Genomic DNA, 22686 nt, shown 5'->3' on the forward strand with positions numbered 1-22686 from the left:
TGTGGGTGTCCGCAATGGATTGACTTCAGGTCACTGCCGCCGCACGCGAGAGGACATATGTGGCCACCGAGCACCTGTCCCCCCTCGACCTCGCCTTCTGGCGGATCGAATCCGTCGACCACCCCATGCACCTGGGCGCCCTCGCCGTCTTCCGCGCCACCGGGCCCGGCTCCGCGGAGCGGGCCGCGCACCTGCTCACCGCCCGCTGCGCGGCCGTGCCGCGCCTGCGCCGCCGGATCCGCGACGTGCTGCTGCCGGTCGGCGCGGCCGCCTGGTCACCGGACCCCGGCTTCGACCCGGCCCGGCACGTGTTCCTCGTCCGTACCGACGGAGCCGCCCCGCACGCCGCCGCCGGACCGCTGATGGCCCGGCCGCTGGACCGGGCGCTGCCCCCGTGGGAGGCGCACGTGCTGGCCGGGCCCGATCCGGACTCCTTCGCGGTGCTCTTCAAGTTCCATCACGCCCTCGCCGACGGCATGGGCGCACTGGCCCTCGCGGCCACCCTGTTCGACGAGGCGACGGCCCCGCGGCCACCCGCGCGCCCGGTCCCCGAGCAGCGGGGCGGCTCCGTGCTGCGCCGACTCCCCGGAGCCCTGGCGGCCCGGGTCCAGGACGTCGGCCAGGCCCTGGAGATCGGCGCGGCCGTGGCCCGCGCCGGGCTGCCGCTCGGGGTGCCGGCGGCCCTCACCACGGACTCCACCGGCTCGGGCGCCCGAGCGGTCGCCGGCCTCGCGCTCGACCTGGACGAGGTCAACCTCGTCCGCAAGGGCGCCGGCGGCACCGTCAACGACGTGCTGATCGCGCTGGTCGCGGGCGCACTGCGGCGCTGGCTGGCGGAGCGGGGCGATCCCGAGCCCTGGGGTGCGGGACCGCGCGCGCTGATCCCGGTGTCCCGCCGCCGCGGGCCCGGCGGTTCGGGGGGTGCCGGGAACCGGCTCTCCGGTTATCTGCTCCGGCTGCCGCTCGCCGAATCCGATCCGCTGCGCCGCCTGGACAGCGTGCGCGCAGCCATGGACCGCAACAAGGACGCCGGACCCGCCCGCGGCGCCGGGGCCGTCGCCCTGCTCGCCGACCACGTCCACCCGCTCGGCCACCGGCTCGGCGGTCCGCTCGTGGCCCAGGCCGCCCGGCTGCTCTTCGACATCCTGGTCACCAGCGTGCCGCTGCCGAGCTTCACCTTCACCCTCGGCGGCAGCCCGGTCCGCGAGGTGTACCCGCTCGCCCCGCTGGCCCGGGGGCAGTCGCTGGCCGTCGCGGTCTCCACGTACAAGGGGACGGTCCACTACGGACTGGTCGCCGACGCGGCGGCCGTCCCGGATCTGGCGGCCCTGACCGGGGCGCTGCGCGCAGAACTCGACGAGCTTGTACGAGAGGTCTCGTAGTACGAGGGAATTCGTAGTACGGTGTTCCTCGTACTTAGTCGATCCCCGGCATGCCCGGTCGTATCTGGAGAGCCTGATGAGTGCTGCACCCGCCGCCTTCGCCGCCCTGTTCGCGCCCTACACGCTCCGCTCCGTCACCATCCCGAACCGGGTGTGGATGGCCCCGATGTGCCAGTACAGCGCCGAGGCGTTCGGCCCGAACGCGGGCGTGGCCGGAGACTGGCACTTCGCGCACTACGCCGCACGCGCCACCGGCGGTACCGGGCTGATCATCCAGGAGGCCACCGCCGTCTCCCCGGAAGGCCGGATCTCCCCCTACGACCTCGGCATCTGGAACGACACCCAGGTCGAGGCGCTCCGCCGGATCACCTCCTTCCTCAAGGCCCAGGGCGCCGTCCCCGGCATCCAGATCGCCCACGCCGGCCGCAAGGCCTCCACCGACCGGACCTGGAAGGGCGGGCTGCCGGTCGGGCCCGAGGCGCACGGCTGGCAGCCGCTCGCCCCGAGCCCCCTGCCGTTCTCCGCGGACCACCCGGTACCGCACGAGCTGACGGCCGAGGAGATCCGGGAGATCACCGGCCAGTTCGCGGCCGCCGCCGAGCGCTCGCTGGCCGCCGGCTACGAGGTCGTCGAGATCCACGGCGCCCACGGCTACCTCATCGGCGAGTTCCTCTCCCCGCACAGCAACCGGCGCACCGACGAGTACGGCGGCTCCTTCGCGAACCGCACCCGCTTCGCCCTCGAAGTCGTGGACGCCGTACGGGCGGTGTGGCCCGAGGAGCTCCCGCTGTTCTTCCGGATCTCCGCCACCGACTGGCTGGAGGACGACGGCTGGACCGCCGACGAGACGGTCCGGCTGGCGGATCTGCTGCGGGAGCACGGAGTGGACCTGCTCGACGTCTCCACCGGCGGCCTCGCGCCGCACGCGCAGATCCCCGTCGGCCCCGGCTACCAGGTGCCCTTCGCGGCCCGGGTCAAGGCCGGGACCGCGCTCCCCGTGGCCGCCGTGGGCCTCATCACGGAACCGGAGCATGCCGAGAAGATCCTCGCGAACGGGGAGGCCGACGCCGTCCTGCTGGGCCGGGAGCTGCTCCGCGACCCCTACTGGGCCCGGCGCGCGGCCAAGGAGCTGGGCGGGGAGATCCGCACGCCCGACCAGTACCACCGCTCCTGGTGACGCGGGTACGGCTCCGGCTCCCGCACCTTCGGCCCCGGAGCCGTACCACCGGTTTCCACGCCACACCCGACTTCTTCGACAGCTCTCGTACGATGGGGGCCCGCACCCTCCGGAGCGGACCCGATCGAGCGAGTGGAGCAGGGACATGACGGAACGGGACACCTCCCGCACCCTCGCCCACCCCGAGGCGGACGAGATCCGCCTGGAAGGCGTGCTGCACGCGCTCTCCGACCCGGTCCGGCTGTCCATCGTCCTGGACCTGGCCGCCTCGACCGAGGACCTGGCCTGCTCGTACTTCGACCTGCCGGTCACCAAGTCCACGACCACCCACCACTTCCGCGTCCTGCGCGAGAGCGGCGTCGTACGGCAGGCCTATCGCGGCACCACCAAGCTCAACGCCCTGCGCCGGGAGGAACTGGAGGCGCTCTTCCCGGGCCTCCTCGACAGCGTCCTCGCGGCGGCCGCGGCCGAGTCCGCCCGGCTCACCGCCTAGCGGTCGTCGTGCCCCGTCTGCGGTTCTTCTTCGAAGCTGGCGTCCCGCACACCCCGTTGTGGCCCGCCGCCCCGGACATGGACGGCCCGTACGGCTCCCCCTGCGAGTTGGACCGGCTGCCGATCAGTGCGCGGACCCGGACCGAACTGGTGCGACTGTGCCGGTGGTACCAGTCGTCGATCGACTGGGACTACCCGCCGGCCCCGTCGCCGTGGCCGCAGGAGGAGTGGCAGCTGTTCCGCCGACGGGCGGACACCGCCTTCGCCGCCCTGTGCCAAGAACTCGGCGACGACTGGCAGGTCGAAATGACCCACACCGTCTGGACCGGCTGAGACGCCCGGGGCGACCTCACCGGCGGTCACACGGGCGTGGGCGTGTTCTCGGCAGTCACCGTCACGCCTTCGGCGACGTTCTCCTCCGTCAGCACCAGCGGGCCGAACACCGGGTTCGCGGGCAAGTCGTAGCCGGGAGGGGCCTGGGTCTCCTGCCAGTAGTAGACGCCGACGGGCACGATGCGGGTGCACGTGCCGTCGGTCGCGGTGGTGCAGGAGTCGCCGAGGGAGGTGTCCGGGTCGCTGCCGGTCGTCTGGAGTCCGGGGATGCCGTTGGTCTCCTCCCAGAGTTGGAAGACGGCGCCGGACAGTGGGTCGCCGGTCGACTCGTCCTCCTTGACCACCGTCACCTCGCCGGTCGGCGGCGCACCGGGGCCCTCGCAGCCGGGAGGCCCCGCATCGCAGTGCGGCAGGGGGCACCACCCGTGGTGGCCGTCGACGGTGGGGCACGGGCACCTGGCGGCACCCCCGGGAGCCCAGATCGTGATGCCGGGCTGGTTCCGGACCGTCGCGCCCGCCCCGGCCGCGGCGGCGTACGAGGGCGTCGACACCAGCAGCGCCGTCGTCGCGATGCCGAGCACCCAGGGCCGCCATCCGTCCCATGACCGGCGGAAATCGTTCGGTGCCATGACACTCCGTCCGCGTGCTGTTCCGGGGCTTCGCTCCCGCGACATGATCGGCCCGCGCGCGGGGGCGGTCACGGCGACACTCGCGGCATGAGGGCGTTTCCGCCAGATGACCACCCGGAAGCACCTCCGTGGAGGGCGGGGCGTGGCCGACGTCCGGCGGCCCCGCGCGACACCGGGCCGAGGGTGCCGCAGGAATTCCGCCCCGCGGCCACGGAACACCGGCCGGCGCGGGGCCGGGGAGCGGCGCCCCGCGGGAACCGGCCTACAGCCGGCCCGCGCCCGCCGCGGCCAGCAGACCGGTCCAGTCGGGGATCTTCACCGAGCGGCGGCCCAGGGAGCGGCCCAGATCGGCCTCTGCCGCCTCGATGGCCAGCCAGCCCGGCCACTCCACCGGGCGCAGGCCCGCCGCCCGCAGGGAGTCCAGCGGGTCCCCGGGGAGGTCGCGCCGGGCCAGTGCCCCCGCGTCCTGGAGCAGTGAGGACACGGTCTCCTTGGCGCAGGGCCGGTTGGTGCCGATCACCCCGGTCGGGCCGCGCTTGATCCAGCCCGCCACGTACTCGCCGACCGAGGCCCGGCCCGCGCGCAGCACCCGGCCCGCCGCGTGCGGGACCGTACCCTTCGCGGGGTCGAAGGGCAGCCCGGCGAGCGGAACGCCCCGGTACCCCACCGAGCGCAGCACCAACTGCGCCTCGATGTCCTCGTGGACGCCCGTGCCGGTCACACCGCCCCGGCCGTCCGGGGCGGTGCGCTCGAAACGCACCCCGGTGACCCGGCCGTCCGGCCCGCCCAGGACCTCCACCGGGCGCAGGTAGAACCGCAGCGCGATCCGCCGCGGCCCCGCCCCCGGCGCCGCGCCGGCCCAGCCGCGCAGCACCTCCAGGTTCCGCCGCGCCACCGCCGGCAGGGCGGCGGCCGCCGCCGGGTCGGCGTACACGGGGTCGAGTGCCAGCTCGGCCGGATCGGCCCAGCTGTCCACGCCCGGCAGCGTGCCCAGTTCACGCAGTTCCTTGGTGGTGAACCTGCCCTGCGAGGGACCGCGCCGGGCCACCATCGCCACCCCGCGCACCCCGCTCTGCCCCAGCGCGCCGAGCGCCGGCTGCGGCATGTCCGTCGGCTCGAGCTCGGCCCGGCCCCGGGCCAGGATCCGCGTCACGTCCACCGCGACGTTGCCGGCCCCGACCACCACCGCCGCATTCACGCCGGGCAGGTCGAAGGCCTCGGCGGCGGCGTCCGGATGCCCGCTGTACCAGGACACGAAGGCAGTGGCGGAGTGCACCCCGGTCAGCTCCTCGCCGGGGATCCCCAGCATCCGGTCGCGGGCCGCGCCCACGCAGTACACCACTGCGTGGTACAGCTCCAGCAGTCGGCTCGTGGTCAGCGCCTCCCCGCCGACCTCGACGTTGCCGAGGAAGCGGATCCGCTTGTCCTCCAGCACGGTGCGCAGGCTGCCCTGGAGCGACTTGATCTTCTCGTGGTCCGGGGCGACCCCGTACCGGACGAGGCCGTAGGGGGCGGGGAGCCGGTCGAGCACGTCCACCCGCACCCCGGGCACCTCGCGCTGTTGCACCAGCGTCTGGGCCGCGTAGACCCCGCTGGGGCCCGATCCGACGACGGCGACACGAAGCACGGCGGAGCTCCTCCCGCAAGTGGTTCCAGCATGACACCGGCCCCCCGCGGAGTCAGCCCATCGCGCGCATCCGGTGGATCTCGGCGCTCTGCGTGGCCACCACCTCGGTGGCCATCTCCTCCACCGCCACGTTGTTCCCGCCGGCCAGCGCCTCGCCGGCCATCTTCACGGCGCCCTCGTGGTGGGCGGTCATCAGCTTCAGGAAGAGCCGGTCGAAGTCGGTCCCCCTGGCCGCGGTCAGTTCCGCCAGCTGCTGCTCGGTCGCCATGCCCGGCATCGCGCCGTGGTCGTGGCCGGCCGCCGGTGCCGCGGGCGTGGCCGGTGCTGCGGGCGTGGTCGTGGCGGGGTGGCGGGCCAACCACTTCTCCATCGCGCCGATTTCGGGCTTCTGGGCGGCCGTGATCCGCTCCGCCAGCCGTTTGACCGCGTCCGCCGCGGCCCGCTCCGGTGCCAGCGCGCTCATCGTCAGCGCCTGCCGGTGGTGTTCGATCATGTGGGAGACGTAGGTGTGGTCGGCGGCGTTCGGGCTGTCGTCGGGCTTGGCCCTAGCGGCTTCTTCGGGGGTGAGGCGGCGGGCCGCCTCGCCCGGCCTGCCCGGTGCGACGACCGCGGCCCGTCCGTCGTCGGCCCGGTCCGGTCCCCGGTCCCCCTGGCAGCCGGAGAGCGTCAGCAGGAGGCCGGCGGCGGCCGCCACCACCGCGGTGAACCGGACGGGCGGCGCCGGTAAGGCCCGACGGCGACCCCTGAGGTCTTTTGCCATGTCCATGAAGGGAAGATACTTCCGGGGTCCGGGTTCCGCTCCCCTACGGGCGGAACCGATCGGGCTCTCAAGGGAGGGCACAGTGACCTCGCTACACAGCAGGCGGGTGCGGAACAGGAGGGTGGGGGTGGCCGTTGCCGCCGCCGGACTCCTCGCCACGCTCCTGGCGGCCGGACCGGCGGCCGCCACCCCCGACCCGGGCGACTTAGCGCCCGGCAGTGCGCACCAGCACGGCGCCGGCCTCACCGGGAGTGGGGCGCTCGCCCCGGGCGACATCCCCGGCCAGGACGAGATCGTGCACAGCGCCAACGTCAAGCCCTTGGCCAACATCCCCAGCAGCGACCCCACGGGGATCAACACCGACCTGGCCTTCCAAGGCAGGTACGCCTACGCGGGCAGCTACAGCGGCTTCACCATCTACGACATCGCGAACCCGAAGGCACCGAAGACCGTCACCCAGGTGCTCTGCCCCGGCGGTCAGAACGACGTCTCCGTCCACGGCGACCTGCTCTTCCTCTCCACCGACTCCTCGCGCAGCGACGACTCCTGCAACAGCGTCTCGCAGCCCGCCACGGAGAAGTCCTCGTGGGAGGGCATCAAGATCTTCGACATCAAGGACAAGAAGAACCCCAGGTACATCAAGTCCGTCGAGACCGCCTGCGGTTCTCACACCCACACCCTGGTGCCGGGCGACCGCGACCTCTACCTCTACGTCGCCTCGTACTCCCCGAACGAGGCCTTCCCCGACTGCAAGCCGCCGCACGACGGCATCTCGGTCGTGAAGGTCCCGAAGAAGGCGCCGACCCAGGCCGCGGTCGTCGCCTTCCCGATCCTCTTCCCCGACGGCGGCAACCCGGGCGCGCCCACCAACCCCGGTGTCTCCAAGACCACCGGCTGCCACGACATCACCGTGCTGCCGTCGAAGAACCTGGCCGCCGGCGCCTGCATGGGTGACGGCATCCTCTTCGACATCAGCAAGCCCGAGCAGCCGCGGGTCATCGACCGGGTCCAGGACAACGTGAACTTCGCGTTCTGGCACTCGGCGACCTTCAACGAGCGCGCGAACAAGGTGGTGTTCACCGACGAACTCGGCGGCGGTGGCGGTGCCACCTGCAACGAGGCCACCGGTCCGAACCGGGGCGCCGACGGGATCTACGACATCACCGGCCGCGGGGACCAGCGCAAACTCTCCTTCCGCGGCTACTTCAAGATCCCGCGCCACCAGGCCGACACCGAGAACTGCGTGGCCCACAACGGCTCGCTGGTCCCGGTCGGCGGCGGCCGCGACATCATGGTGCAGGCTTGGTACCAGGGCGGCGTCTCCGTATGGGAGTTCACCGACTCCGCCCGGCCCAGGGAGATCGCCTACTTCGAGCGCGGACCGCTGACGACGGACCAGCTCGGACTCGGCGGGTCCTGGTCGGCCTACTACTACAACGGGCACATCTACTCGAACGACATCGTCAAGGGCCTCGACGTGCTGCGGCTCGACGACCGGCGCACCGAGAGCGCCAAGCGGGTGCGGATGGACCGGCTCAACGTGCAGACCCAGCCCGAGTACCACTGACCTCAGGAGTGCGGCGGGTGCGAAGGGTGCGAAGGGGGTGAGGGAAGCGTTCCGCCGGGCGGCCCGCCGTCCGGCGGAACGCCGAGCTCCCAGTCCAGCCCGTAGCGCTGGAACAGCTCCGCCCGCAGCCGCTGCGCCGGCATCGGGGCGCCGGGCAGCAGGACCGCCACCACCGCGCCCATCAGCTGGGCCCGCAGCAGCGGATAGTCCGCGTCCGGGTCCGCCGAGCCGTACCGGGCGACGGTGTCCCGCAGCAGCTCCGCCAGCCGTTGCTGCTCGGGGCACTGCACGAAGCCCTCGGCCGTGAGGATGCCCGCCATGTGCGTGCGCATCAGCAGGGGTTCGTCCCGGGCGAGCCCCAGGACCGCGTCGACGGCACGCGCGAGCCGCTCGCGCCCGCACTCGCTGCGGGGCTCCCGCTCGAGCGCGGCGTGTAGCGTGAGGTGCATCAGCCGGTGCACCGCGGACTGCAGCAACTGCCGTTTGCCCGGGAAGTAGTACGAGACCAGGCCGCGTGCCGTGCCCGCCCGGTCGGCGATGTCGCCGAGCGTCGTGGCCTCGTAGCCGTGCTCGGCCACGAGTTCGACCGTGGACTGCAGCAGCCGCTCCCGGGAACGTCTGCGCAATTCTTCATTGACCGATGCGCTGCGCGGGGACATGCTTACTCCTGCGTTGACTGGCTCCTGGCCAATATACTCAGCGCACGGGGTCGCCTGCTCTGGGTGACACGGGGGATCATCCAGGGCAGGCACGCCGTACCCTCACTGCTCCACCGGGTCGCAGCCGCGTTCGCGGACGGGCACGGACGTCGCGAGAGCCACCAGGGCCACTCCCAGGAGCCAGCCCGCCAGCACGTCCGACGGCCAGTGCACCCCGAGGTACACGCGGGTGAAACCGACCCCGAGCACCGAGACCACGGCCACCGCCCATGCGGCGACCACCCGGGCGATCCGCCCCCGGCCCCCGGCCGGGCGGGGGAGCAGCCACAGGAGCAGCCCGCACACCACCGTCGCCGTCATGGCGTGGCCGGACGGGTAAGCCGCGTACTGCGCCGAGTCCACCGGATCCGGCCACACCGGACGCTCCCGTCCCACCAGCGCCTTCAGTCCCTGCTGCAGCGCCGAGGCCGCCAGCGTCACCAGGGCCACCCGCAGCGCCCGCTCCCGATCGCCCCGCCACCACAACAGCGTGCAGGCGACCGCCGCCAGCGCCCGCATGGTCCAGGGGTCCCACACCCAGTCGCTGAGCACCTGCATCAGGTGCGTGACCCCGGGGTGGGTGACGGCGTGGGCGTGGAGATCCCGGGCGACCCGCTCGTCGTGGGCGAGCAGCGGCCGCCACTGCGCAACCACCAGTGCCGTCAGGACCGCTCCGAGCAGGGCGCAGCCGATGCCCATCCACCGAAAGTGATCGTTCCGCATACCGAGATCCTCGCACCGCCGCCCGACCGGCGGCCCCGGCCGGTACGGGGCCGCGCCGGGGCGACGGGTCGGCTGCGCACCCGTCCGTGCCTTCGAGATGCCGACCGTAGGGACGGCGGGCGGGGGCGTCCGCGGGGCGTCCGCGCCCAGGGGGCAGGATCCCCGCGGCGGACGGCTCACGCCAGGGCGCTCAGCCCCGGTACGAAGGCCACCAGCAGCGGGATCGCCGGGACCAGCGTGGCCAGCGCCGTCAGCCGCAGCCGGCGGCCGGGGGAGAGCCGGGGAGTCGCCGACAGCAGCCTGCGCACCCGCTGCGGAACGTGCGCGTGTTCGGGCGAGGACGCCGCGAACACCCCCCGGTCCTCGTTGAGTCCGACCAGCGCGAGCGCGATCGTCAGCCGGCCGAACCGCCGGGAGGCCACGTCGTCGGCGGCCATCTCCACCAGTCGGTGCATCTCCGCCTCGAACGCCGCGAAGACTGGAACCTGGGGGAAGGCCCGGGCCAGCGCCCGCGAACAGTTCAGCAGCCAGTCGTGCCGGGCCGCCGCGTGGCCCTGCTCGTGCGCCAGCACCGCGTCCAGCTGGCTGCCCTTCAGCCGGCCCAGCGCTGCCGTCGTGACCACCAGCTGCGGGGCCGCTCCCGGGAGCCACCAGGCGTCCGGCCGGGGACCCTCCAGGACGACGAGTCGCGCGCCCGTCGGGTCCTCCCCGGGCAGCAGCGGGGCCCGTACCAGCAGTTCGCTGCCCTGCGCACGCCGCCGGGCCCGCGCCCGCAGCACCTCACCGGTCAGCGTCGCCCCGGTCCACAGCCCGCCGCCCGCCAGCGCGAGCGCGGTGACGGTGGCCCAGGGCCCGCCGGCCGCGCCGAGGGCGTAGGCGTCGACCACCCCGTGCGGGGCGGAGGCGAACAGTCGGCCCCGGACCTGCTGCCAGGCGGCCGCCGCGCTCAGCAGCATCGACAGTCCGAAGCACAGGAGCACGGCGCCGACCACGCACTGCCACACCCACAGGGCGACGACCGGCTCGCGCTCGGGCCATCGGGCCCGGGCGAGCAGACGGGGGGCGAGCACCGCGGTCAGGGCGCCGAGCAACAGGAGAACGGCGGGGACCATCATGGTCGCCAGCCTATGAGCGAGGGGCTACCTGCGGGTACGTCCTCGCGCCATTGGTGACGCAGGACACGTCCGCCCTTCGCCGTCACATCGTGAGCAGCATGGCCAACATCCCCATTCCCATGGCGAGTCGGCAGGCGCGGACGAGTTCCGCGGGTCCGCCCCGGTCGGCGGTCGCCCGCGCCGACCCGACGTCGCCGGCGGCGATCAGCCGGGTTCCGCCGAGCACCACGTACCCGGCGTAGTAGAGGAGCAGCGCGCCCGTCAGCAGGGGCGGCCCGGCCGCCTGGGAGTGCTCCTGCCCGTGCACCGGCCCGGATCCGGCCAGCAGGGCCATGTAGACCATCGTCAGCGAGCCCACCAGGTGGTGCGCGTGGTGCGGTCCGCCCCGCAGCAGCCACAGGGCGTGCAGGGCCGCGCCGCAGAAGACCACGCCCAGCACGGGCGCCCGCCACCCGTCGCCGCGGCCGCCGAGGGGCACGGCCATCAGGGCCATCCCGAACCCCATCACCGCCTCCCCGGCGGCACCGCCCGCCCCCCGCGCCCACCGCAGGCAGTACGCACCGCTCACGGCGCACAGCAGCACCAGCAGCCAGGAGGAGAAGGAGGCGGTGAGGGAAGTGGCGGAACCGTGCACGGCGGAACCTCCCGGTTCGTCGGCGTCACGGGGAGAGATGCCCTTCTCACACCACCCTCACGCGGCTCCGGGTTAGGCTCTCCTTGCCTTCCAGGCATGTCATATGCCGCCGCACCGAACGGAGCACCCGATGTCGACCGCCCAGCACGCCGCCCTGAGCTTCCGAAGCGCCGTTCAGGCGGACGTACCGGAGCTGGTGGAACTCGTCGAGTCCGCCTACCGCGGCGACGCGAGCCGGGCCGGCTGGACCACCGAGGCCGACTACTTGGACGGGCAGCGCACCGACCCGGACGGGGTCCGCGCCGTCATCGCCGCCCCGGACGGGGTCCTGCTCGTCGTCGAGCGCGCGGGCGAGCTCGTCGCCTGCTGCCAGCTCGAACACCGGGACGACCACGTCTACTTCGGGATGTTCGCGGTCCGCCCCGGCCTCCAGGGCGCGGGCCTCGGCAAGGAGATCCTGACCGAGGCCGAGCGCCGCGCCCGCGAGACGTGGGGCGCCAAGGAGATGCGGATGACGGTGGTGCACGTACGGGAGGAGCTCATCGCCTACTACGTGCGCCGCGGCTACCGGCGCACCGGCGAGATGAGCCCCTTCCCCTACGGCGACGAGCGCTTCGGCGTCCCGCTCCGTGACGACCTCGCCTTCGAGTTGCTGGTCAAGTCGCTCTGAGCGCGGGCCACCCCGCCCCGGCCCCGGACGCCCTCAGGCGGTGAAGCGGCCGGTGCTGCGGATCTCCGGGAAGTCCGTGGCCGCGCCGTCCAGTCCGAGCGCCCGCGCGAGCCGCAGTAGGTCCAGGGTGTCGACCGCCCGGCCCGTCACGCGCAGGCCCGCCGCGTGTGCCGACTCCACCGTGTCCAGGCTGAGCCGGTGGATGTACACGGCGATCGCCCCGGCGCTCACGGCCAGCGCCCGGTCCACGACGGACGCGGCTCCGCTGCCGGGGGAGTCCGCGTACAGGACGGTCCGTACGCCCGGCACCCGTCGGGCCGTTTCGGCGAGCACCGCCTCCCGGTCGGAGGCCACCTCCACCCGGGAGGTCAGGTCGCGGCGCAGGATCAGCTCGGCGAGCACCGGGACGGTGGCCAGGTCGGCGACGAAGACCTGGAGCGGCACCCGGACCGCGTCCAGGACCTCCTCCAGGACCGGTACGTGCTCGCCCTGACCGGCGTCCAGCCCGCGCAGTTCGGCCAGGGTCAGATCGGCGACGGCCCCCGAGCCGTCCGTGGTCCGGTCCACCTCGCGGTCGTGTACGGCGACGAGGGCTCCGTCCTTGCTCAGGCGCAGGTCCAGAGCGATGACGTCCATGCCGCAGCGTTCTGCTCGGAGGTACGACCGCAGGGTGTTCTCCGGTTCGACACCCATGACCCCGCGGTGACCGATGGTGAGGAAAGTCAAGGTTCTCTCGCTTCCGTCGACGGCGGCTCCCCGCGCGGCTCCAGGTGTCCCGACCGGCCGCGCGCGATGAGGTCGCATGCTAGTGCGCCGCGGGTGCGAAGGGACCGGGCGTGCACGGCCCCCGAGGAGCGTCCCGGCCGCTTCCCGCCAGGGTTGTGCACCCCACCGGGACGGGTGGGGCGGCCTGTCGCGTCACCCGGGCGTGGGCGCGTCCCCGTCGGCTTGACGGCCCGGCTCCGCGCGGGCCCCGGCGAGCCCGTCCAGGTCGGTGAGCAGGGCCTCGGCGAGCTCCAGTTCGGCCAGGTGCTGCCGTTCGCTCCAGCGCAGGGCAAGGGCCGGGAAGGTCCATTCCGGTACGCGGCCCGCGTGCTCCATGGCCTCCCGTACGGCGGCCAGTTCACCCCGGGTGCGGTCCAGGTGCTCGCCGACCATCGCGCGCAGCCGCTCCGGCTCGGCCAGGTGGCCGAGCCAGATCCGCAGGAGCAGTCCGTGCTTGAGCACGGGGGGCCCGGCCTCGCCGGTGTCGGCGGCCCAGCCGGCAAGTGCGCCCCGCCCCGCGTCGGTGATGGCGTAGCGCCGCTTGGCCCGCGCTTCCTCGGGTCCCGAGCGCACGGAGGCCGCGTAGCCCAGTTCCTCCAGACGACGCAGCTCCGCGTAGATCTGGCTGATCGCCGGTGACCAGTAGAAGAAGTGCAGGGAGGAGTCCGCCCACTTCTTCAGCTCGTACCCGGTCCGCTCGCCGGGGAAGGAGAGCAGACCCAGAACGGCCCACGCGGTCGGCGGCAGCTCTTGCTTCTTCGACTCATGACTACTAGTCATATTTCGAATCGAAGTAAGACCGGGTACGCGATCCAATCCTGGAGGCACCGTGAAATTCTCCGTCATCTTCGAGGCCCAGCTTGCCGACCCGACGGTGGAGCGGGAGCACCAGGTCATCCGCGACTGCGTCGAGCAGGCCGTGCTGGCCGAACGTATGGGATTCGACCGGATCTGGGCGGTCGAGCACCACTCGCTCAAGTGGTACGCACACATGAGCGCCCCGGAGATCTTCCTCAGCTGGGTCGCCGCCAAGACCAGCACCATACGCATCGGTCACGGCGTCGTGTGCATGCCCTTCAACTTCAACCACCCGGTGCGGGTCGCGGAGCGGGCCGCCATGCTCGACCTGCTCTCGGGAGGGCGCCTCGACCTCGGGGCCGGGCGCGGCGGCACCGCACAGGAGACCTCTCTGTGCGGGGTGGACCGGGACCGCACCACGGCCGAGGTCGAGGAGGCCCTGCGGATCATCGGCAGCGCCTGGCAGGAGGAGGAGCTGGAGTACCACGGCGAGCTGATCGACATCGACCCGCACCCGATCCTGCCGAGGCCGCGGCAGACCCCGCACCCGCCGCTGTTCCTGGCCTGCAGCCGGGGCGAGACCCTGGTCCAGGCGGCCGAGCTGGGGATCGGGGCGCTGGTGATGGGCTTCGCCGGCCCCGATTCCATCGCGCAGATGCGCTCCGTCTACGACGCGGCGATCGCCGGGCGGGACGGCAGCCGGTTCGTGTCCAGCGTGGTCAACGACCACTTCTCCGTGCTGTGCCCGACCATCGTGCTCGATGACTGGGAGGAAGCGCGCCGGATCGGCACCCGCGGGCAGCGGTTCTTCGCCCAGTCCATCGGCCACTGGTACGGCGGGGCCGGCGTCCCGGACGAGGCCGTCGTGGCGGGCGCGGACGACGCCGCGGAGCTGCGCAGGGCGGCCGAGCAGGTGGTGGCCCGGCTGCACGAGCTGGACATCCCGGTCCGGCCGACCTCGACGGCCACCTTCAACGCCGACCACGCGTACGGGACCGCCGACGACGCCGTCGCGTACGTGGAGCGGCTGCGCGAGGCGGGCGCCGACGAGGTCATGTGCCTGATCCAGATGGGCACGGTGGAGCAGGAGGCCTGCCTGGAGACCTTGAAGCAATGGGGCGAAAAGGTCATTCCGCGCTTCCGAGGTATGTGATCTGCACCTCTGTGGCCGGTCGGGCCCCCTCCGGCCCGGCCCGGCCGACAGGCGGCTTCAGGCCGCAGGGGCCTTGGCGCAATTGGGCGGAGTGGTCGGTTCCGCACCAACGAACGGGAAGACTTCCGGTGAAATGGGGGGTGACGCAGGACAATTTCCCGAGTTCCCTCTTGAGGGGGAGAGCCTCGCGCGCATACTCTGCCCATACGTGAGGTTCTCCTGTGGAGGAAGTGACATGACGGAAACTCTTGTGCCCGGTACCGGCGGCGCCGTGATAACCGCCGGAGCGCGGGTGGTCGACCACCCCGCGTGGCCCGAGCTCAAGGCCGCCGTGGAGGAGATCCGGCCCTGGCAGGCCAAGGACGGCTCCATCGACTTCGAGGTCGAGGGTGCGCACGGCCGTGCCACCGTCCTGGCCGCGGTGGAACGCGTGATCACGGCGGTCGAGACGCTGTCGCCGCTGCTCCCGCACGGGGCCGCGTACCACCGGGCCCTCGTCGCCGACCTGCGCAAGTGGGCCGCGGACGACTTCAAGGTCCCGGACTTCCTCGACTCCCTGCTGGCCTTCCACCCGGCCGCCGAGCGCGCCGACGGGCTCCAGCACCTCGTCGTCTTCCCCATGTACACCCAGAACGGCAACCTGGACCGCAACCTGGAAGCCGTCGTGCTCAAGATGGTGTGGCCCGAGTGGCTCGCCGAGCTGGAGCGCACCCGGTACGACAACCCGCTCTTCCTCGGCATCACCTTCGAGGACTTCACGCCGGGCTACGACACCCACTCCGCGGTGCTCTTCCCGGAGACCATCGCCGTGCGCGAGGCCCCCGAGCGCTTCACCTGGGGCGGCATCTTCTGCGACCGCGAGGCCGCCCGCTACCGCAAGGTGACCGAGGCCGCCGTCGACATCCTGGGCATCGACCTGCCCGAGGACATCGCCCGCATGGTCGAGGACCAGGAGCGCTGCGAGAAGGCCTTCGTCCTGTGGGACATGGTCCACGACCGCACCCACAGCCACGGCGACCTGCCGTTCGACCCCTTCATGATCAAGCAGCGCCAGCCGTTCTGGATGTACGGCCTGGAAGAGCTGCGCTGCGACCTCACCGCCTTCAAGGAGGCCGTGAAGCTGGAGTCCGAGGGCAACGAGCACGGCCGTGACGTGCAGTACGCCGTCCTCTTCGACCGGATGTTCCGCTTCCCGGTCTCCGGCGACCGCAACCGCAACTACGACGGCCTCGGTGGCCAGCTGCTCTTCGCGTACCTCCACAAGCACGACGTCGTGCGCTGGACGGACAACAAGCTGAAGATCGACTGGATGCGCGCCCCGCAGGTCACCAACCAGCTGTGCGCCGAGATCGAGGACCTCTACCGGGCCGGCATCGACCGCCCGAAGCTCGTCCACTGGTTCAAGGCCTACGAGCTGGTCTCCACCTACCTCGCCCCGCACCCGGGTTCCAAGTGGGCCAAGGGCCCCGACGCCCTGGACATGACGCAGCCGCCGCGCAAGCTCGTGGACGACGTGCTTCCGGACGAGTTTCCGCTCAGCATGTTCTTTGAGGCGCTCGCCAAGAAGCTCAAGGGCACGATCGCAGCGACCAAGGGCATCACCGCCCGGAACGCGGAGCAGGCCGAGCGAGTCGCCGCGTGAGCACTCGCCCACAGGAGGCTGCACAGATGAACGGCTCCGGGAACGGCAACGGAAAGCTGCACGGAGCGGTGGTGGCGGTGGCCGGGGCCGGTGGGCCCGCCGGCCGCGCCACCCTGCTCCGCCTCGCCGAGGCGGGTGCGGTGGTCATCGCGTCCGACGCCGATCCGGCGCGGCTCGCGGAGGCCGTGGACGCAGCGCGCTACGCCCACGGTGGCGCCACCATCACCGGTGACACCGTGGACCTGCTCGACCTGGACGCCACCAAGGCCTGGGCCGAGCAGACCGAGAAGGAGTTCGGCCGGATCGACGGCCTGGTGCACCTCGTCGGCGGCTGGCGCGGCAGCAAGACCTTCACCGATACGGACCTCGCGGACTGGACCTTCCTGGAGAAGCTCCTCATCCGCACGGTCCAGCACACCTCGCTGGCCTTCCACGACGGGCTGCTGCGCAGCGACCGCGGGCGCTACGTGCTGATCAGCCAGTCCGGGGCGCACAAGCCGGTCGCCAACAACGCCGCGTACAACGCGGGCAAGGCGGCGGCCGAGGCGTGGACCCTGGCCATGGCGGACTCCTTCCGTAAGGCGGGGGGTGACGAGGGTCCCGGAGCGGCAGCTGCGATCCTGGTCATCAAGGCACTGGTGCACGAGGCGATGCGCGCCGAGCGTCCCACTGCGAAGTTCGCGGGCTTCACCGACGTGACGGAACTGGCCGAGGCCATCGCCGGCGTCTGGGAGCGGCCCGCCATCGATGTGAACGGACAGCGTCTGTGGCTCACTCCGCAACCGTGACAACCGAGGCAGGGAAGACCGACGCCCGGCGCCACCACGACCCGGCGGTGCGCGGGTTCGCGAGCGACAACTACGCGGGCGTGCATCCGGAGGTCCTGGCCGCCGTCGCGCTCGCCAACGGCGGCCACCAGGTCGCCTACGGCGAGGACGACTACACCGAACACCTGCAGAAGGTCATCCGCAGCCACTTCGGGCCGTACGCGGAAGCGTTCCCGGTCTTCAACGGCACCGGCGCGAACGTCACCGCCCTCCAGGCGATGACGGACCGCTGGGGTGCGGTGATCTGCGCCAAGAGCGCCCACATCAACGTGGACGAGGGCGGCGCGCCGGAGCGGATGGCGGGCCTCAAACTGCTCGCCGTACCGACCCCGGACGGCAAGCTCACCCCCGAACTGATCGACCAGGAGGCCTGGGGCTTCGAGGACGAGCACCGGGCGATGCCGCAGGTCGTGTCGATCACCCAGAACACCGAGCTGGGCACGGTCTACACCCCGGACGAGATCCGGGCGATCTGCGAGCACGCCCACGGGCTCGGCATGAAGGTCCACCTCGACGGTGCCCGGATAGCCAACGCCGCGGCCTCCCTCGACGTGCCGATGCGCGCCTTCACGAACGCGGTCGGCGTGGACGTGCTGTCGTACGGCGGCACCAAGAACGGCATGATGTTCGGCGAGGCCGTGGTGGTGCTCAACCCGGACGCGGTCCGGCAGATGAAGCACATCCGCAAGATGTCGATGCAGCTCGCGTCCAAGATGCGCTTCGTGTCGGTGCAGCTGGAGGCCCTGCTCGCCAAGGACCTGTGGCTGCGCAACGCCCGGCACGCCAACGCGATGGCGCAGCGGCTCGCCGCCGGCGTGCGCGAGACGGACGGCGTGGAGATCCTCTACCCGGTGCAGGCGAACGCGGTGTTCGCGCGGCTGCCCCACGAGGTCTCCCGGCGGCTGCAGAAGCGCTACCGCTTCTACTTCTGGGACGAGGCCGCGGGCGACGTCCGCTGGATGTGCGGCTTCGACACCCAGGAAGAGGACGTGGACGGCTTCCTCCAGGCACTGAAGGAAGAGCTGGCGCGCTAGTCGACGCACCGCGAGAAGTGCATAGACATGCCCTCGACCGTAAATCCATTGGTTTGCGGTCGGGGGTTTGCCTATGCTCCGGCCATGCAGCTGATCCAACAGGACCCGGACATCCAGGCCTACTTGGTGTCCGACGAGGCGATCGACCACTGGAATCCGATCGTCCAGGAAACCGCCGACGCCCTTTGGCTCACCGGCGGCGACGCATACTCATACGCCAGGGCCGCCTTCGAGTTCGTCCGCGACGCCATCCCGCACGCGGGCGACTCCGGCGACCCGCGCGTCACCTGGCGCGCGTCCGACGTCCTCGCCGCACCGGGTGGCATCTGCTACGCCAAATCCCATGCCCTCGTCGCCCTGCTGCGCGCCCGGGGCGTCCCAGGAGCCCTGTGCTACCAGCGCCTCGCCGACGACGACGGTGCGAACCCCGTCGTGCACGGCCTGATCGCCCTGCGGCTGCCCGGCAGCACCCGCTGGTCCCGCCTCGATCCGCGCGGCAACAAGCCCGGCGTGGACGCCCGGTTCGACCTCGACCGGGAACGACTGGCCTTCCCCGTGCGTCCGGAACTCGGCGAGATCGACTACCCCGAACTCCACGCCGTCCCGCACCCGGCCGTTCTCAAGGCCCTTCAGGAGTCCGCGGACCGGCCGCAGTCTTGGCGGAACCTGCCGACGGCCCTGTAGCCCCGGTGCGAGCGGGCCGTCCGGGCCGCCGGGGGCGCCCGTCCCGCGCCGCCACCACCAGGACGTGCAACAGCGCCGCTGCGAGCAGCAGTCCGGCGATCCCGGTCAGCAGCGCCGCCGCGGGCGCGTCGGCCACGATCCCCACCAGGGCCGCCCCGGTCGACGCCGCCGTCACCTTCAGTCCCGCACCCAGGGTGAACACCTGGGTCCGCACCCCGTCCGGCGCGTACTGCGCACGGATCCGCAGCGTGGCCGTGAGCAGCGGCCCGTCACACACCCCGGCGAGCGCGAACAGCGCGGCCGTCACGGCCACCGACGGGGCGAACGCGGCCGCCGCGAGGGCCGCACCGGTGCCGGCCAGCGCCCACCGCACCAGCCGGCCGGGCTCCACGGACGTCATCCGGCCCAGCGTGAGCGAGCCGCCCAGCGCGCCCACCGCGAAGGCCGTCATCAGTACGCCCCCGCCGCCCGGGCTGCCGAGCTCGGTGGCCAGCAGCACCGAGACGGTGGTGAGCGAGCCGATGCCCACGAAGCCCAGGGTCGTCGCCGAGGTGACCGCCCGCAGCTCGCGGACCCGCCACAGGGCCGCGAGCCCCGCTCCCAGTCCGGCCCGGGGCGCGCCGGGAGTCCGGCCCGCGCCCTGGTCCTCGTACGGGAGGGTGGCCGCCAGCGCGGCCGCCACGGCTCCGGACGCCGCCAGGACGGCCATGGCGGGCCCGGCCGAGCCCAGCGCCGCGACCAGGCCGACCGCCGCCGGCGCGGTGACGGCCGCCGCGTTGTAGGTCGCGGCGTCCCAGCCGTACGCCCGGTCCCGCCCGGGCCCTGCCGGCACCAGACCGGTGATCAGGCTGGACAGTCCGCCCGTCACCATCGGCCCGCAGGAGCCGCCCAGCACCGCCACGACCAGTACCAGCGGGGCGGGGGCCCGACCGAGAAGGACGGTCAGCGCCGCGACGGCCGTCGCGAACCCGGCCAGGGCGCCGGCGTGGAACAGGCGCGGCCGGCGGGTCCGGGCCGCCGCAGCGCCCGCGAGCGGGGCCGCCAGGACGTGCGGGGCCAGCCAGGCGGTCAGGACGAACGCCCCGTGCGCCGCGCTCCCGGTGCGCTCCAGGGCCAGCAGCACCACGGCCATGCCCATGCCCTCCGAGGCGATGCGTGCGGCCAGTGCCGCCGCCAGGTACCGCCCGAATCCGCCCATGGGGTCCCTCCCCGGTATGCTGTAACGCCATAGACGCGCAAGACGTTACGTCATGCGCGTGCATGGCGAAAGGACGTGCGGATGGGTGACTCGCGGGGCGGCTTCTCGGCGGCCCGGAGGCTGATAGACCTCGCCGAAGCGGTCCGGGCGACCCCCGAACTGCCGCGCGCCGCCCTCGCGGAGCTACTGGCCGGGCACGGGGAGCGGCCCGCCGACCTCACGCAGGAGGCGTTCCCCGAGGCGAGCGCGGCCGAACTGCGCGCCGCGGCCCGGCGGATGGGGAAGGTGCTCGGGGAGGTCGACGAGGACCGCGCCGCCGAGGCCCTCAACGCGCTGCTCGTGGAGTACGGCACCCGCCCCCGCCTGACCCGGCACGACGGCTACCCCTGGCACCTGCACGTCGACCGGGGCGACGAGGCCGGCTGGGGCGATTGGTTCCTCGCCTCGGGCGCCCTCGCGCTGGCCCAGCTGCTGACGGAGCACGGGCGGATCGCCTGGGGCGCCTGTGCCGCGGCGGGCTGCGGGCGGTTCTTCCTCGCCACCGGACCGGGGAGCACGCGCCGCTACTGCTCCGGCACCTGCGCCACGCGGGCGAGGGTCGCGGCCCACCGCCGCCGGAGGCTGGAGGCGCAGGACTGAGCCCCCGGTGCGACCCGCCCGCTCCGGGCCGGGCTGGGCAAGGGCGCCCCCGGCGGCTACGGCGGTGCGCTCGCGCACACCGGCGGGCGGGTCGAACCGGGGGCCCTTCGATCCGTCAAGTCACGAGATCCAGGGGCATGACGGGAGCCGCCGGGCGCGGCCTACTGGAGGGGATCATTCCGACTTCCTTCACGAGGAGAACGGCCATGACCCACCCCATTCGACCTCGACCCCGACCCCGCTCTCAACCCCGACCCCGACGTCTCGCCCTGCTGGTGGCCTCGACGGCCATCGCCGCGGGAGGCGTGCTCGTACCCACGTCCGCTTTCGCCACCACCCCGACGGCGCCGCACGGAGTCGTGGCGGACGCCACCGACGGCGGGGTGCACGTCCCGGGCGGCGGGCAGCAGTGGCAGTGCTTCGCCGCCCCGTGCGAACCGCCCGGCAACACCGTTCCGGAAGCGGACCCCCACGAAGGATGGGACCCCTACGGCACGGGGGACGTCGGGGTGCGCGTCCCGGACGGGGAGCCGCAGTGGCAGTATTTCGCCGCTCCCTGTGGGCCGCCCAGCGGTGCCCGGCCCTGAGGGCCTGCGGGCCGGGAGGCCCGCGCCACGGGCGGAGGCGATCAGCCGGCGTCGCGGACCTCGGCCGCCGTCGGCGCGGTTCCGCCCAGGTGGGCCGGGAGCCACCACGAGTCGTCGGCGCCCTTGGGCTTCTCCGGGTAGGCGCGCTGCGCGGCGTCCAGCAGCTCCTGGACGCGCTCGCGCAGCCGACGGGTGATGGCGCCGGCGTACTGGTCCGCCGGGGCCTCCACGGGCTCGCCCACGCGCATCGTCACCGGGATGTGGCTGCGCTTGAGGTTCTTCGGACGGCCCTTGGTCCACAGCCGCTGGGTGCCCCACAGCGCCACCGGGATCAGCGGGACCCCGGCCTCCTGCGCCATGCGCGCGGCACCCGACTTGAAGCTCTTGAGCGTGAAGGACTGGGAGATCGTCGCCTCGGGGAAGACGCCGATGATCTCGCCGGCCCGCAGCGAGTCCAGGGCGTGCTGGTAGGCGGCCTCGCCCTGCTTGCGGTCGACGGGGATGTGCTTCATCGCGCGCATCAGCGGACCGGACACCTTGTGCCGGAACACCGACTCCTTGGCCATGAAACGGACCAGTCGCTTCTGCGGCCGCGCCGTCAGGCCGGCGAAGATGAAGTCGAGGTATCCGATGTGGTTCGACACCAGGACCGCACCGCCCTTGCGGGGGATGTTCTCGGTGCCCTTCATGTCGATACGGATGTCCAGCGCGCGGAAGAGACCGTGCGCGGCGCCGATCACCGGAGGGTAGACGAGCTCAGCCATGGTGGGGGAGACCCCGCTTTCTGCCTGGGGAGGTGCTCCCGGCCGGAAGTTACGGAAGCGTAGGTACGCGACCATGGGGATCGTGCCCCATACGCGGCCCGCTGGCCAGTCCAGAAGCTCCTACCCGGGGAGATTCTCATCACGCCGGGAATGTCGCGGGTCCGTGGGGTGCTCCGATCCACGGACGAGCGTACGAGGATGATGTACGCGGACGAAATGCGGTGAGGGGAGCGCGGGTGCTCGGGCAGGAAGACGGGGGGACCCGGCTGGGCGCGGCCGAGTTGGGCTCGGAACCGGGGGAGCGGGCCAGCCTGGTGCAGTTCTCCAGCGCCTTCTGCCAGCCCTGCCGGGCCACGCGGCGGATCCTCGCCGAGGTCGCGGCGATGGTGGACGGGGTGGCGCACATCGAGATCGACGCGGAGGAGCGGCTCGAACTGGTGCGGGCCCTCGGGATCGAGAAGACCCCGACCGTGCTGGTCCTGGACCGGGCCGGCCGGATCGTGCGGCGGGCGGCCGGAATGCCGCGCAAGGTGGACGTGATCGCCGCCCTCGGGGCCGCCGTATGACGCGCGGCCCGGCCGCCGGGCGGCCCGATGTGGCGGGGCCGGGGGCGCCGGTGCGCGCGCCCGCACGCAGCGTGACGCGCCTGACATCTGCCCGATCTCGCTTGACTGCGTCCACGGGAGATCGCCACGCTGGCGGCATGCGGTATGAACTCCTGCTCTACGGACGGGTCCATGTGGACCTCGTCCGCCACGCGAGCGCGCGCTGTCGGGGCCACTGAACAG

General features: G+C 72.9%; 25 protein-coding genes. 14 read left to right on the top strand and 11 right to left on the bottom strand.

The features are described 5' to 3' along the window. The first annotated feature begins 59 nt into the window (after positions 1-59). From OG207_RS37600 to OG207_RS37615, 4 genes are all read left to right on the top strand, one after another. Positions 60-1382, top strand: a complete 1323-nt coding sequence (locus OG207_RS37600) for a wax ester/triacylglycerol synthase family O-acyltransferase (RefSeq protein ID WP_329105185.1) — start codon at positions 60-62, stop codon at positions 1380-1382. 76 nt (positions 1383-1458) lie between these two features. Beyond that, positions 1459-2559 (top strand): NADH:flavin oxidoreductase/NADH oxidase, encoded by a 1101-nt coding sequence (locus OG207_RS37605; RefSeq protein WP_329105187.1) that lies wholly within the window; start codon positions 1459-1461, stop codon positions 2557-2559. Positions 2560-2704: 145 nt separating this feature from the next. Beyond that, entirely contained in the window at positions 2705-3052 is a 348-nt protein-coding gene (locus OG207_RS37610) for an ArsR/SmtB family transcription factor (protein WP_329105189.1), read from the top strand. Between the two features lie 8 nt (positions 3053-3060). Further along, positions 3061-3384 (top strand): hypothetical protein, encoded by a 324-nt coding sequence (locus OG207_RS37615; protein WP_329105191.1) that lies wholly within the window; start codon positions 3061-3063, stop codon positions 3382-3384. A gap of 26 nt (positions 3385-3410) precedes the next feature. Here the strand turns inward: OG207_RS37615 and OG207_RS37620 are convergent, their stop codons facing one another. The 3 genes from OG207_RS37620 to OG207_RS37630 form a co-directional block, all read right to left on the bottom strand. Then, on the bottom strand, positions 3411-4013 hold the full coding sequence (locus OG207_RS37620; RefSeq protein ID WP_329105193.1) for a prealbumin-like fold domain-containing protein: 603 nt from the start codon (positions 4011-4013) through the stop codon (positions 3411-3413). Positions 4014-4275: 262 nt separating this feature from the next. Next, entirely contained in the window at positions 4276-5640 is a 1365-nt protein-coding gene (locus OG207_RS37625) for an FAD-dependent oxidoreductase (protein ID WP_329105195.1), read from the bottom strand. A gap of 52 nt (positions 5641-5692) precedes the next feature. After that, positions 5693-6400 (bottom strand): DUF305 domain-containing protein, encoded by a 708-nt coding sequence (locus tag OG207_RS37630; protein WP_329108164.1) that lies wholly within the window; start codon positions 6398-6400, stop codon positions 5693-5695. Positions 6401-6482: 82 nt separating this feature from the next. Here OG207_RS37630 and OG207_RS37635 point away from each other — a divergent pair, with 82 nt between their 5' ends. Then, positions 6483-7967, top strand: coding sequence for an LVIVD repeat-containing protein (locus OG207_RS37635; RefSeq protein WP_329105197.1), 1485 nt, complete (start codon positions 6483-6485; stop codon positions 7965-7967). 2 nt (positions 7968-7969) lie between these two features. Here the strand turns inward: OG207_RS37635 and OG207_RS37640 are convergent, their stop codons facing one another. The 4 genes from OG207_RS37640 to OG207_RS37655 all read right to left on the bottom strand — a co-directional run bounded on the left by OG207_RS37640 (position 7970) and on the right by OG207_RS37655 (position 11137). Beyond that, the gene (locus OG207_RS37640) at positions 7970-8626 is read right to left on the bottom strand and encodes a TetR/AcrR family transcriptional regulator (RefSeq protein WP_329105199.1); all 657 of its coding nucleotides are present in this window, start codon (positions 8624-8626) and stop codon (positions 7970-7972) included. Positions 8627-8728: 102 nt separating this feature from the next. Beyond that, the gene (locus OG207_RS37645; protein WP_329105201.1) at positions 8729-9388 is read right to left on the bottom strand and encodes a phosphatase PAP2 family protein; all 660 of its coding nucleotides are present in this window, start codon (positions 9386-9388) and stop codon (positions 8729-8731) included. Positions 9389-9564: 176 nt separating this feature from the next. Next, positions 9565-10503, bottom strand: a complete 939-nt coding sequence (locus OG207_RS37650) for a M56 family metallopeptidase (protein WP_329105203.1) — start codon at positions 10501-10503, stop codon at positions 9565-9567. Between the two features lie 82 nt (positions 10504-10585). Next, positions 10586-11137: a DUF5134 domain-containing protein gene (locus OG207_RS37655; RefSeq protein ID WP_329105205.1), complete on the bottom strand. Its 552-nt coding sequence runs from the start codon at positions 11135-11137 to the stop codon at positions 10586-10588. Between the two features lie 130 nt (positions 11138-11267). Here OG207_RS37655 and OG207_RS37660 point away from each other — a divergent pair, with 130 nt between their 5' ends. After that, positions 11268-11807 carry a GNAT family N-acetyltransferase gene (locus tag OG207_RS37660; RefSeq protein WP_329105207.1) on the top strand — a complete coding sequence of 180 codons (540 nt, stop codon included), beginning with the start codon at positions 11268-11270 and terminating at the stop codon, positions 11805-11807. 33 nt (positions 11808-11840) lie between these two features. Here OG207_RS37660 and OG207_RS37665 read toward each other — a convergent pair whose 3' ends face one another. Together OG207_RS37665 and OG207_RS37670 are read right to left on the bottom strand one after the other, a co-directional pair. Continuing rightward, positions 11841-12533 (bottom strand): glycerophosphodiester phosphodiesterase, encoded by a 693-nt coding sequence (locus tag OG207_RS37665; RefSeq protein ID WP_329105209.1) that lies wholly within the window; start codon positions 12531-12533, stop codon positions 11841-11843. A 192-nt stretch (positions 12534-12725) separates the two neighbouring features. Then, positions 12726-13352 carry a PadR family transcriptional regulator gene (locus OG207_RS37670; protein ID WP_329105211.1) on the bottom strand — a complete coding sequence of 209 codons (627 nt, stop codon included), beginning with the start codon at positions 13350-13352 and terminating at the stop codon, positions 12726-12728. A gap of 49 nt (positions 13353-13401) precedes the next feature. Between OG207_RS37670 and OG207_RS37675 the strand changes: the two genes are divergently transcribed. The 5 genes from OG207_RS37675 to OG207_RS37695 all read left to right on the top strand — a co-directional run bounded on the left by OG207_RS37675 (position 13402) and on the right by OG207_RS37695 (position 18710). Then, positions 13402-14523, top strand: a complete 1122-nt coding sequence (locus OG207_RS37675) for an LLM class flavin-dependent oxidoreductase (protein WP_329105214.1) — start codon at positions 13402-13404, stop codon at positions 14521-14523. Positions 14524-14758: 235 nt separating this feature from the next. Continuing rightward, the gene (locus tag OG207_RS37680; protein WP_329105216.1) at positions 14759-16165 is read left to right on the top strand and encodes a DUF6421 family protein; all 1407 of its coding nucleotides are present in this window, start codon (positions 14759-14761) and stop codon (positions 16163-16165) included. Positions 16166-16191: 26 nt separating this feature from the next. Then, complete coding sequence (locus tag OG207_RS37685; protein WP_030713586.1) at positions 16192-16953, top strand: SDR family NAD(P)-dependent oxidoreductase; 762 nt, start codon at positions 16192-16194, stop codon at positions 16951-16953. Further along, positions 16932-18026, top strand: a complete 1095-nt coding sequence (locus tag OG207_RS37690; protein WP_402694239.1) for a threonine aldolase family protein — start codon at positions 16932-16934, stop codon at positions 18024-18026. The genes OG207_RS37685 and OG207_RS37690 overlap by 22 nt, the downstream gene beginning before the upstream one ends. A gap of 84 nt (positions 18027-18110) precedes the next feature. Next, complete coding sequence (locus OG207_RS37695; RefSeq protein ID WP_329105221.1) at positions 18111-18710, top strand: transglutaminase-like domain-containing protein; 600 nt, start codon at positions 18111-18113, stop codon at positions 18708-18710. On the opposite strand, the gene OG207_RS37700 is transcribed toward OG207_RS37695, so the two are convergent. Then, complete coding sequence (locus OG207_RS37700; protein WP_329105223.1) at positions 18646-19908, bottom strand: MFS transporter; 1263 nt, start codon at positions 19906-19908, stop codon at positions 18646-18648. The genes OG207_RS37695 and OG207_RS37700 overlap by 65 nt on opposite strands. An 81-nt stretch (positions 19909-19989) precedes the next feature. Here OG207_RS37700 and OG207_RS37705 point away from each other — a divergent pair, with 81 nt between their 5' ends. Then, positions 19990-20547 (top strand): CGNR zinc finger domain-containing protein, encoded by a 558-nt coding sequence (locus OG207_RS37705; RefSeq protein WP_329105224.1) that lies wholly within the window; start codon positions 19990-19992, stop codon positions 20545-20547. 206 nt (positions 20548-20753) lie between these two features. Then, the gene (locus tag OG207_RS37710; RefSeq protein ID WP_329105226.1) at positions 20754-21134 is read left to right on the top strand and encodes a hypothetical protein; all 381 of its coding nucleotides are present in this window, start codon (positions 20754-20756) and stop codon (positions 21132-21134) included. Between the two features lie 41 nt (positions 21135-21175). Here OG207_RS37710 and OG207_RS37715 read toward each other — a convergent pair whose 3' ends face one another. After that, the gene (locus OG207_RS37715; protein ID WP_030013039.1) at positions 21176-21898 is read right to left on the bottom strand and encodes a lysophospholipid acyltransferase family protein; all 723 of its coding nucleotides are present in this window, start codon (positions 21896-21898) and stop codon (positions 21176-21178) included. A 236-nt stretch (positions 21899-22134) separates the two neighbouring features. Here OG207_RS37715 and OG207_RS37720 point away from each other — a divergent pair, with 236 nt between their 5' ends. Continuing rightward, on the top strand, positions 22135-22464 hold the full coding sequence (locus OG207_RS37720) for a thioredoxin family protein (RefSeq protein ID WP_329105228.1): 330 nt from the start codon (positions 22135-22137) through the stop codon (positions 22462-22464). The last annotated feature ends 222 nt before the right edge of the window (positions 22465-22686 follow it).

This window comes from Streptomyces sp. NBC_01439 (genome assembly GCF_036227605.1).
GTDB lineage: Bacteria > Actinomycetota > Actinomycetes > Streptomycetales > Streptomycetaceae > Streptomyces.